Origin of the sequence: Okeania sp. SIO2B9, from assembly GCF_010672505.1 — a bacterium.
Lineage (GTDB): Bacteria > Cyanobacteriota > Cyanobacteriia > Cyanobacteriales > Microcoleaceae > Okeania > Okeania hirsuta.
On record NZ_JAAHGK010000060.1, the window covers coordinates 1 to 11,835 of the forward strand.

The window sequence follows — 11,835 nt, forward strand, 5'->3', positions numbered from 1 at the left end:
TCCCTGACTTCTGCAAGAAGTCAGGGAATAGGGAATAGGGAATAAAATTGTTGATTTCATATCTTGAATTGATTTTATTTTTTATTTTTGGAGATGTCTAATATTTTCTCTCCATACTCTGGAAATATTTCTATAGTGTATTGCTTGGCTCCCTATCCCCCATCTCGATCCGTCTTCTCATAAGTGGAGAAATCCAGAATATTAATAAGTCCCTTTATCAAAATTAATTCAGACTATGTTGACACTTTTACAAACATCAAACTCTTCAGCTATATACTCATTCCCTTGGCTTGAACAGGGAGGACTTTTAGCGATCGCAATAGCTTTAGGATTCTTTTTATATTTTGTAGTATTCTCTACGCTCAAGTCTTTCTTTCGCCGTTCCAGCAATGAAATAGGTATTTTAACTGTAAACATTTTGCAAACTCCTCTACTAATACTTGTTGTCATAATTGCTCTAAAAGTATTAACTTACAGTTTAGGGGTGTTAGAAAATTTACCTTTCATTCAAAGATTATTAACAGCCGGAATTGTTGCTGTAATAACTTATTTGATTGATCGGTTATTTACTCAAGTAATTGCTTATTCTCTCAGCAAATATGCAGAAAAAACAGAAGCAGACTGGGATGATGTCTTAATTCCCTTGATTAAAAATACCCTACCAATTTTAGTCTACTTGATAGGAGGTTTTTTATTCCTCCAAACATTAGGAATAGATTTAAGTGGGCTATGGGTGGCATTTGGTGGTATTACATTTGTACTCGGTTTTGCCCTGAAAGATATTTTATCTAACTTTTTTAGTGGTTTGGTATTATTAGTAGATACACCATTTAAATTTGGTGATGTTGTGGCTTTAGAAGATGGCTCAGTCGCTGTAATTAAATCTATTGGAATTAGGCTAACAACTTTATATTTAATTGAAAGTCATTGTGATTTGTTAGTGCCTAACGCTGCTTTACAAAGTCAAAAATTAATTAATTTCAGTCGCCCTAATTCTAGCTATTATTATACAATTATTGTACCAATTAGAGCAGATAGCGACCCCAATCAAGCTATCAAAATTATTGAAGAAGTAATTTTGAGTCATCCAGATACATTAGGAGATATCAAGAAAAAGTTGGTAGCTATAGAAAATTTTTACAGGGTGACAGATCAATTATTAGAAGATGAGGATAATCTCTTATCTAAAAAAGAAGCTGGTCGTCAACGTCTTATCGCAGAGGAAAAAGTTAAAGTTAAGCTAGAAGAAATTAAGCAAGCAATTACAGAGTTAGTTAGTAAAATTAAGTTTATGGAAATCCAGGGATTGGATTCGGGAGAAGTTAGAGAAATTCAAGGTTATTATTTAGATATAGTGAGAATGGTAGGGTTAGAAACAGTATCAGAAAAACAAAAAGGACAAAAGTCATTATATTTGCAAGCATCACAGAATATGGATGAAGATACTTTAATTAATTTGCTGAGAAGTTGGTATCGAAACTGGCAAGATGACCCAGATTTGATTGATATAGATAATGAAGTTTTGGAAAATGAGTGGGAAAGAAAAATAGATTTTTTAACAAAGAAAATGAACAAATTATTACAGCAAATTGTTAATGCTAATCGGGGTTTTTCAGAAACAAAATTGGATGATTATACCGAAGAATTATGGACATGGATAGAAGAGAGATTTCAAACTTATGATTTGTGGCAATCTCCGAAAATTTGGATGCAAGATGTGTCGGGAGTTGATTTTGGTACTACTAATACTAATATGGCTGTGAAGTTTTTTGTTGATAATATTAAATTGGAACAATGTCAGCGTGGCAACCGCATCCGCAGTGAAGTTCATGGAGAAATTGTCCGGCGACTGAGACAAGCTTATTTGTACAGATAATGAACAGGACTTAACCACACATATCAAATCAGACACCATCTGTAGGGGCTAACGGCCGTTAGCCACTACTAGATATGCTAGTTCTGCGTAAGTCCTGTTGAAGTAATTTAAGAAATTATCAACTGATATTATATAACCGGATTCTATATACAATTAACCGAATTTGATATGACCTGGTTCTCTGGCAGCCAAAAACCCGTACCGCGTGCAAAGATACCATAAGGCTTCCATATATCCTGAAATTTTTTATAAATCATTTGGAATTGCTATAGTTATGTTTTGACTTTTTCATTCTCAAAAATCAGAAAAACTCATCAATATTAATATCATCATCAGAATTTTCTGAAGAATTTTTATCCTCTTTTATTTCTGATTGATTTTCCAAATCATTATCATCATTTTTTCCATCACTTCCCCATTTTGCACCTGGTTCAGCAGCACGTTTAGCAGCAGAATTGTTAACTCCATAAATTGGTTCTGGCTTGACAATTTCTAACGGCTTAACTTCTGTTTTAGCCTCTTCCTGCTCTTGATATTTAGGAGATTTTTTCCGCTTAATTCCACCTCTACGTCTGCGAGAAGTGTGTTCTTCACTGGTATTTTCTGTTACAACTTCATACAAAATTGCTAACTTATTTTTATCGCTACCTCGACGTAAAACTCGACCCAATCTTTGAATATATTCTCGTTCACTACCAGTACCAGATAAAATAATTGCCACCCTCGCATCTGGCACATCAACACCTTCATTTAAAACATGAGAAGCAACAAGAGTTTTATATTCCCCAGTTCTAAATTTACTTAAAACTTCATGTCTTTCTTTCACAGGAGTTTGGTGAGTAATTGCCGGAATTAAAAAGTCATGAGAAATCCGATAAACTGTTGTATTATCCGCCGTAAAAATTAAAGTACGTTCGGGAAAATGTTGAGCCAATAAATTAGCAAGAGTTCGTAATTTTCCATCTGTACCAAGAGCAATTTCTTTAGCTTGACGATGGGCTAACATTGCTCGACGTCCAGCCTTAGAACGGGCACTTGCTATAACAAAATTTTTCCAACCATTTAACCCACCTAACTTAATATTTGCCTGCTTTAAAAAGTCATTTCTAACTGTCATTAACTTGTTATATTCTTCCCGCTCCTGTGCAGAAAGTTTAACCATTATTTGCACAATTTTATGGTCAGCTAAAGCAGCACCTGCCAATTCTTCAGGAGTCTTGCTAAAAACCGTAGGTCCAATTAAATAATCTAGGTCAGAATGACGACCATCAGAACGGTTAGGAGTTGCAGTGAGACCTAGACGATAAGGAGCGATCGCGTATTCAGCAATGACCCGATAAAAATCAGTAGGTAAGTGGTGACATTCATCAAAAACTAATAGAGCATATTTATTGCCGATCGCCTCCGCATGAATAGTTGCACTATCGTAAGTCGCCACTAAAATTGGTGTTTTGTCGCGAGACCCCCCACCCAGTAACCCCACCTCCACATCTGGAAAAGCTGCATTCAAATGCGCGTACCACTGGTGCATCAAATCTAGGGTGGGTACTACTACCAGGGTACTGCGGGGAGTGGCCTGCATTGCCAGTTGTGCCAAATATGTTTTACCCGAAGCAGTAGGGAGAATCACAACTCCATTTCTGCCTGACTGTTTCCAAGCTTTCAATGCTGCCTCTTGGTGCGGATAGGGAGGCATTTCCAAACTAGGGATAAGTTCGAGAGGTGCAAATTCTTTAGCTTTGTCAACAAAATCAATTTTTGCTGCTTTTAATGATTCCACTAAAGGGCGATAATCTATTGCCCGAACCCGAAATTTTTCCACCCGGTCATCCCAGGTTGCATAGTCTACCCATGCTTTACCTTGAGGTGGAGGATGGAGAATGAGAGTGCCGCGATCAAATTTGATAGTTGGTGTTCGGTACATTATTTCATTTCACTGATTTACAGCAGTTTTCAAGTTGATGAGGTACAAAGTTTTATTGCTCTAGGGAACAGGGAACAGGGAACAGGGAATAGGAAATATAAGAACAGTTCCACAAGTGTACCTCACTATCCTCAGAAGCACAGGTGCGAGAAAAACGCATAGGTTTGTTATTCCCTGATGGTGCTCCTTACTAAACTTGATTGTTATATCATGTCCGGTTAAACAGTGATAAATAAATAACTACGGAGTCCTCAGGAGTCAACCCACCCCTCGCCCCTCCCAGGAGGGGAAGTCAGGATTCAGGAGGAAAGAGGGAAGAAAGAAGAAGAACTGGAGTTGAAGGAGAAAGTTTTTTTATAACTAATTATCCGGACATGATATTATACCGTTTCACGGAAGTCATGCACAGGACTTACGCAAACTTGTTGATAATACTCTATCTGTAGATGGCGTTAGCGGAGCTTTGCGTTAGCAAATGCCATTCGCCCCTACCATATCTGGTGTTTTTGCGTAAGTCCTGACCTACTAAAAACTTAACTCAACTGTGCCTCTGTCACCCAGACAGCATGAAAACCATAAGGTACTCGCTGCGGAATAATCACTCGCGCTACAGTTTCCCCACTCACATCCTGAGCATTCACTACCACCAACTCAGAAGTATGAGTATTTTCATCATAAACATAAGTCACCAACCAACCATCATCTTCGCTACTAGCATTGAGTCGAGGTGCAAACACTGCCTCACCACCATAACGTCCCTTACCAAACTCGTATGTTTCCGACTTCCCTGTATCCAAGTCATATTTAATCAAACCATTAAACACAGGAGGAAATTCTCCTGTTTCCATTCTTGCTGAATAACCATACCGCGTCTTTCGCCCTAATAATTCTTCATTAACACGAGGAAACTCAGAAGGTACATCATCTAGCTTTTCCTCTTTTACCGCTCCAGTTTTCAGGTTAAACCGCCAACGATGTAAATAAGGAGTATTCGCATCAGGGAAGCGATCGCTATCATTAGTCACAAACACATTAGTAGACTTCATCCGACAAGCAACCAATACAACCTCATCCCCTTCTTCATAAGCATTGAGAGTATGCCAAACAAAACAAGCTGGAGTTTCAAACCAACGCACCTCTCCACTATCGCCATGACGTGGGATTATACCGAAGCGACTGGGTGTTTCTGACTCAAACATTAGTGGAAACTGACCTTTTTCTATTCTTTCTGGGCGAAAAGTCATTGGTAAATCAAAAAAAATACTATAATTTTCCGTAATAGCAAAGTCGTGCATCATTACTCCCACAGGCAAATCTATAGGTATGGTGCGCAGCAGTTCTCCATTTGCCGAAACAACGCTATATTGTAAAAAAGGAGGTTGAGCTACTGAGTAACCGAAAAACATCATTTCTCCTGTTACCGCATCAACTTTAGGATGGGCAGTAAAAGGAGATTTTAGTTTGTTGTTAAAAGTCTGTTTGCCAATAGTTTCCAACTCAGGCAGTTTAATATAGTAAGGCGCACCGCCTTCCCAGAGAGCATAAAAATGATTGGCATGATAAACTAGGGCTGTGTTACCTGTATTGATATCTGTGCCGTGGGGATTATCTGGTTGGGGTGGATTTAAGAATCCAGGCCATACTGCTTTACCTTCCTGGTTTTCTACCTGGAATTTGTTGGTGCGTACATAACGGTTGCGATAGGATGCTTTTCCGTCTTTTATTCTGACTCCGTGGAGCATTCCATCGCCGTCAAACCAGTGATATTCACCGATCGGTTTAAATTGTGGGTTGGGGCCATTACGCACAAACATTCCTGAGAGATCCGGAGGTAGTTCCCCAATAACTTTGAGGTTGTCGGCGGTTGTTTCTTCTCTAACGGGTGCGAAATTATTGGTTAAGAAAGGATTAAGGGTAGGAGTTGTTGCAGTCATAAATTTTTAATAATGTTTAACTTATTTTATAACAATTGGGAAAAAGTTGGTTATAAGTTATTAGGGTGTTTGTAGGTGTCAGAAGAAAATATTTTTAGAGATAAATATCTTGCTTCATTTCCTCTGCTCAATATGATTGTATTATTTTTGAGGATTATTTTTGCCTTTAACCATTCTAAAAAGCCTTACCTATCAGTAATTTTACTGGATTAATTTTTTTTAGATCGCCAGTAATATTTCTTATCTTATGTATAATCTCTGTTGTCAATCATAAATATAATGATTTCAACTGTATTAGCGTACAAAAAAACTTAAATAATCTAGGATTTGACTATGATCAAAAACAATAAATAGCCTAAAAAAAATACTACTAATTCTGGATACAAAGACTATAAAAATTTAATCAATTTCCTCTACATATCCAAAAGCTAAAACGGGATGTTCCAGAAGCACATTATCAAGAATTACGTCAGAATTATCAAAGTTTATCAATGAAAAGTTTAATAACTTTATTGTCAATATTTTTGATAAGTTTAAACACTGAATCTGGTTTAGCACAAAATCCAGAGTATCAATATCAAATAGAAGTTGAGATGAATACTATTTGTAGCTTGATTAACGACAACAATGTTAATATTCGTCAAAGACCTGATGCCAGTTCGCCTATAATAACTCAACTTAATCGTGAAGACCGTGTAAGAGTTATTAGACGAACTGGAAATTGGATTCATATATAGCAATGAGCGCTGGTATATTTACAAATTGCAGGAGAGGCCAAATAGCTAAAAGTCTTATATTATCAGCAATTTATTCCCCCAGATGAGCTGTTGCCTGTTGCCTGTTGCCTGCGCACAGCGCTATAGTAGCTCTAGATTCTGGTCAATCTCCTAAACCCTACACTCCTCTTGAAGGATATGTTTTTAATAAGTATATTAATGGGTGTTCAAAAGAGCGATTCGATCGCTGGAGAAAATAGTATAGTTGTCAGATTGTTTGTGCAATAAATCTCTTAACTATCAATATCTTGATGTGTCAGAAAAGGTACTTCTACTACTTCTCCTTCGACATTTCCTACTTGCACTTTTAAACCAACTCCACCTGCTTTTGTTTTGATATAAACTAAACCAAAATAATCCTCATTAGTAGTTTCCGTACAACTTGTCAGTTTCCCAACTTTTTCATCTCCAACTTTCACAACATTTCCTAATTCTGCCATCCCATTTAAACGGACTCCCCAAAGTCGTTGTTTCACACCTTTATATGTGTTTAAACGAGCAATAGTTTCTTGACCAATGTAGCAACCTTTCTCAAAAGAAATAGTATTCCATAAACCAGCTTCGAGAGGGTTATAGTCATCTGTAAGTTCATAGTCTGGTGCTGGACGACCTTGTTCTATTCTTAATTGTTGCCACAGGCGATCGCCCATAGGTACTGCTCCTGTTTCTGTTAATATTTGCCAAACTTTAGCAGCATTGTTTACAGGAACTATCAAAGTGTATCCCTCTGTTGCTAACCCACTACCAACAGTCAAGCGAACTTCTACATCTTTTAGACTTATTAACTGGTGACTAGGGTGGGGTGCATCTGGAGGAGTTATCCCTGATAATTTGGCGATGGAGTTTTTGCTTTCTGGTCCCATGAGACTAAATATGGCATATTCACTACTAATATCTTTAACTGCCACCCTGTCCATCGGAAACAGATAACGGTCAAACCACTCTATTAACTGTTGACAACGGGTGGGAGAGACTAACAATAAAACTGCATCTTCTGTTACATAAGCTGTTGCTAAGTCGATAGTACGAGCAGTGGGAGTGACGAAAACAGTCTCACAACCTTCACCTGGTTTGAGAATATTGAAATTATTCGTACTTTGGTTATGTAGAAACCGTAGACGGTCATCGTCAGAAATGTTTATTAGTCCCCAATGAGAGCGGTCGCATACAGCTACTCCCTGTTTTATTGCTTCTATTGCTTGAGTATCATTACCAAAGCTAACTGGAATTGAGTCTTGAAAAGTTGCACCATTAGATGTTTGAATATTCCGTAATTCTTGGTTCATAATTCTACTTTATTCTGTTATTTTTACTTAATAGACATAGGCGTGAAAAAGATATAGACTTTTTGTCAAAGTAGGGAATAGGGAACAGGGAAGATGTTTTTAGGAAAAAACACGGAAAATGATTTTTTGAGTTATTACACTCTAGTTTATAGCAAATAAAGGGCAGGTTGATTTTCTGGAGATGTCTAATACAAATAGTTATTTTGTTCTGAGAAAATGGGCGTTGGTGATTTGAGGTATGATATCTGTCCGGATCAGAGCAGGATAAAACTCCGTTCCGCTTACGCAACCAAAAAACTTTCTCCTTATACTCTTCTTTCTTCCCTCCTGACTCCTGACTCGGTTCTCCCACTCCTGGGAGGGGCAGGGGCGAGGGGTGGGTTGACTCCTAAGTAATGCGCGATTAATATCATACACGCGCTTCAGCAACACCAGAAAATGTATCTATACTGTTGGCAAATCAGCCATCATATTCTCTACCACTCTTAGAGCTTTTTCGTCAAGATGCTCCCAATTAACATTTCCTTCATCGTTGAGTAAGCTAGTATCGACTTCAACTTCTACTATTTGGTCAGAACTATGAGTAAAATGATAATTACTAAAACAAACTTGATAGCAAAGTTCCCAGAGATCAATACTAACTTTTTGGTCTTGATATTCTAAATCTAATCTATACCCTGGAATTGGTGTTTCTACTTCTTGATAATCTCCTTGCCAAACAGAATTATCTAGTTTTTTGCGAATATGATCTAATAATCTGATGAAAGCAGGTTGCATTAGTAGTTCAGCTTGTTTCCAGGCAGTAATGTTATTAATTTTCGGCTTCATTTAATTTCATTCAGAAACATTAGACTTCTTGCAGAAGTCAGGGAATAGGGAATAGGGAATAGGGGATAGGGGATAGGGAATAGGCAATTGTTTATTTCATATCTTGAATTGGTTTAATTAAAACTTTTGCAAGAGGTCTATTCATTAATATAATATTTATTGGGAATAATTATTCACATTTTGTCAATATCAGGACTTACCCATGAGGCACGAAAAACTAGGACTTGAGATTGCTTTCCGTTCCGGAATGCTCCGCAAACCCTATCAGTCGCTTCGGACGGAAATAGGTTGAGGTACGTAAGTCTTAAATATTCTATTATTGTTGACAACTAAGTGACATTAACCATTGTAAACTTTTGTCTTGCTTGAAAAGAAAAATGCTGAGTTGTTTGATCATTTTCTTTGTGGGTTTAATACCCCACCGTCAACGGGGGTGTTCACGCATTACTTGGGGGAGCGAATCCCCATGTAATTTTCCTCCTGTCTCCTGTCTCCTGTCTCCTGTCTCCTTCTTCAAGATACCAATTCCCTGGAAGAAGGTAGTAGGTTATAGAAGGATGAAGGAGACAGCAATCATATAAACTTTTCCGTCAATAACTACTCCTTTTGAATTTTGAATTTTGAATTTTGAATTCTGAATTTTGACTTGGTTAAACTGAGCACTGAATTATGTTATTGTTAATTATTAATTAACATTTAATGGCTAAAGTTAAAAAGTAATGGTTAAACAGCGCGTACTCTCTGGAGTTCAACCAACTGGAAACCTTCATATTGGAAATTATTTAGGTGCTATTCGCAACTGGGTAGAGGGTCAAAAAGAATATGATAATTTCTTCTGTGTAGTAGACTTACACGCTATTACGGTACCACACAATCCAGCTACACTAACTACAGATACTTACACTATTGCAGCCTTATATTTGGCTTGTGGTATAGACCTGGATTATTCTACCATATTTGTACAATCTCATATTCCAGCTCATAGTGAATTGACATGGTTACTGAACTGTATTACTCCACTGAATTGGTTGACAGATATGATCCAATTTAAGGAGAAAGCAGTTAAGCAAGGAGAAAATGTTGGGACAGGTTTATTAGATTATCCAGTTTTGATGGCTGCAGATATTCTACTTTATGATGCAGATAAAGTTCCTGTGGGAGAAGACCAAAAACAACACTTGGAACTTACCCGCGATATTGCAGTTAGATTTAATCATCAGTTTGGTAAGGAGGAAAAGATACTAAAATTACCAGACCCTTTAATTAGAAAAGAGGGTGCGCGGGTAATGAGTTTGGCAGATGGTACTAGCAAAATGTCTAAATCTGACCCTTCAGAATTGAGTAGAATTAGTTTATTAGACCCACCGGATGTAATTACAAAAAAGATTAAACGTTGCAAAACAGACCCAGTTAAGGGTTTAGAGTTTGATAATCCTGAACGACCTGAATGCAATAATTTATTAACCCTTTATAGATTATTTTCAGGCAAAACAAAACAAGAAGTAACAGTAGAATGTCAGGATATGGGATGGGGACAATTTAAACCTTTATTAACTGAGGCAACTATTGAAGCTTTGAAACCAATTCAAACAAAATATAAAGAAGTAATGGATGATCAAGGTTATTTAGAATCTGTTTTATCTAAAGGTAGGCAAAAAGCAGGAGCAGTTGCTCATCAAACATTAGCAAAGGTCAAAGCAGCTTTAGGTTATTCTGTGCCAATTTAATAGAAATAGTTATAGCAGGGAACAGGGAACAGGGAACAGGGAACAGGGAACAGGGAACAGGGAACAGTTGGGAAAACATTTCCTAGTCTAAGATTTATTATCCGCATAAGTCCTAACCAATTCTTTCTTAGCTATATGTAGTTAACTACTCAGATCAAGCTCAAATTAGTAACTTATTCATTTTTATCGAGCGCAATTACCCTCAACTGAAATTAAGTGGATTAACTTATTGTAAAAGTTATTTTAAAGTTGGATAATTATGTGTTTCAAAGTGAAATTATAATTTGTTAACGAGCAACAAAAATGATATTTGCTCTACCATTGTATATTCTGAAATTTGCGTAGTTAATAGAAGTAAATAATAGTTAGTTAGATAAAGATTTTTCTTCTATCGAATAGCCTGAAAAAAATTAACAACTTAACCACAACTAAGTAATAAATAAATGAATAGATTTCGCAATGCAGTAAAATCGGGAGAATTTTTAGTAACTGCTGAAGTAGCACCACCAAAAGGAGCTGACCCCGCTCACATGATTGAAATGGCCTCAACACTTAAAGGTAGAGTTCATGCTGTTAATGTAACAGATGGCAGTCGTGCTGTTTTGAGAATGTCTTCATTGGCAGCATCAATTATTTTAAAAAATAATGGCATAGATCCAATATGTCAAGTAGCTTGTCGCGATCGCAACCGTATTGGGTTACAAGCGGATCTAATGGGAGCTTCAGCATTAGGACTTCATAATATTTTAGCTCTTACTGGCGACCCTGTAAAAGCAGGAGACCATAAAGATGCTAGGAGTGTATTTGATATGGAGTCAGTGCGTTTATTACAAATGATTGCTAAATTAAACCAAGGGATAGATTGGAATGAGAAAACTTTACCAGATGGAGCTACAGATTTATTTGTAGGAGCTGCGGTAGACCCTCAGTCCCCTAGTTGGTCTGGATTAAAAAAACGATTTGAGCGGAAATTATTAGCAGGGTGTCAATTTTTTCAAAGTCAATTAATTTCTGATTTTGATAAGTTAGAAAAGTTTATGAATCAAATTGCAGTTGAGAGTAATAAGCCAATTTTAGCTGGAATATTTTTACTTAAATCTGCCAAAAATGCTGCTTTTATTAATAAGTATGTGCCTGGAGTTGATATACCAGAACATATTATTAATCGTTTGGCAAAAGCTGAAAAACCTTTAGAGGAAGGAATAAAAATTGCTGCCGAACAAGTACAAATTGCTAGTAAGATTTGTCACGGAGTTCATTTGATGGCAATTAAGCGAGAAGATTTAATCCCTAGAATATTAGATATGGCTGAAATTTCTCCTATTGAACAGTAAAAATTACGCAATTTAAGGAAGTAAGGAAGAAGGAAGAAGGAAGAAGGAAGGAAGAAGAAAGGACTGAAAAATATGGCGTTTTCATAGAAGAAGGAAAAAGGAAGGACTAAAAAATATGGTTTTGTCTGAGTTTTAAGCTTTTGATACAGT

8 protein-coding genes are annotated in these 11,835 nt (G+C 36.9%); 4 read left to right on the forward strand and 4 right to left on the reverse strand.

Annotated elements, in window-relative coordinates; all coding sequences use genetic code 11:
* Window positions 1-235 precede the first annotated feature (235 nt).
* Complete coding sequence (locus tag F6K13_RS04090; RefSeq protein ID WP_287286885.1) at window positions 236-1,876, forward strand: mechanosensitive ion channel family protein; 1,641 nt, start codon at window positions 236-238, stop codon at window positions 1,874-1,876.
* A gap of 301 nt (window positions 1,877-2,177) precedes the next feature.
* On the opposite strand, the gene F6K13_RS04095 is transcribed toward F6K13_RS04090, so the two are convergent.
* Both F6K13_RS04095 and F6K13_RS04100 read right to left on the reverse strand, forming a co-directional pair.
* Window positions 2,178-3,800, reverse strand: coding sequence for a DEAD/DEAH box helicase (locus F6K13_RS04095; RefSeq protein ID WP_287286886.1), 1,623 nt, complete (start codon window positions 3,798-3,800; stop codon window positions 2,178-2,180).
* A gap of 533 nt (window positions 3,801-4,333) precedes the next feature.
* Window positions 4,334-5,734 carry a carotenoid oxygenase family protein gene (locus F6K13_RS04100; RefSeq protein ID WP_124155563.1) on the reverse strand — a complete coding sequence of 467 codons (1,401 nt, stop codon included), beginning with the start codon at window positions 5,732-5,734 and terminating at the stop codon, window positions 4,334-4,336.
* Between the two features lie 491 nt (window positions 5,735-6,225).
* Here F6K13_RS04100 and F6K13_RS04105 point away from each other — a divergent pair, with 491 nt between their 5' ends.
* The gene (locus tag F6K13_RS04105; protein WP_124147788.1) at window positions 6,226-6,471 is read left to right on the forward strand and encodes an SH3 domain-containing protein; all 246 of its coding nucleotides are present in this window, start codon (window positions 6,226-6,228) and stop codon (window positions 6,469-6,471) included.
* 272 nt (window positions 6,472-6,743) lie between these two features.
* On the opposite strand, the gene F6K13_RS04110 is transcribed toward F6K13_RS04105, so the two are convergent.
* Complete coding sequence (locus tag F6K13_RS04110; protein ID WP_124147789.1) at window positions 6,744-7,796, reverse strand: folate-binding protein YgfZ; 1,053 nt, start codon at window positions 7,794-7,796, stop codon at window positions 6,744-6,746.
* 444 nt (window positions 7,797-8,240) lie between these two features.
* On the reverse strand, window positions 8,241-8,624 hold the full coding sequence (locus tag F6K13_RS04115) for a hypothetical protein (RefSeq protein ID WP_124155564.1): 384 nt from the start codon (window positions 8,622-8,624) through the stop codon (window positions 8,241-8,243).
* Between the two features lie 719 nt (window positions 8,625-9,343).
* Here F6K13_RS04115 and trpS point away from each other — a divergent pair.
* A complete protein-coding gene (gene trpS / locus F6K13_RS04120; RefSeq protein ID WP_124155728.1) occupies window positions 9,344-10,351 on the forward strand; it encodes a tryptophan--tRNA ligase in 1,008 nt (335 codons plus the stop codon).
* Between the two features lie 443 nt (window positions 10,352-10,794).
* Entirely contained in the window at window positions 10,795-11,685 is an 891-nt protein-coding gene (locus F6K13_RS04125; protein WP_124147792.1) for a methylenetetrahydrofolate reductase, read from the forward strand.
* The last annotated feature ends 150 nt before the right edge of the window (window positions 11,686-11,835 follow it).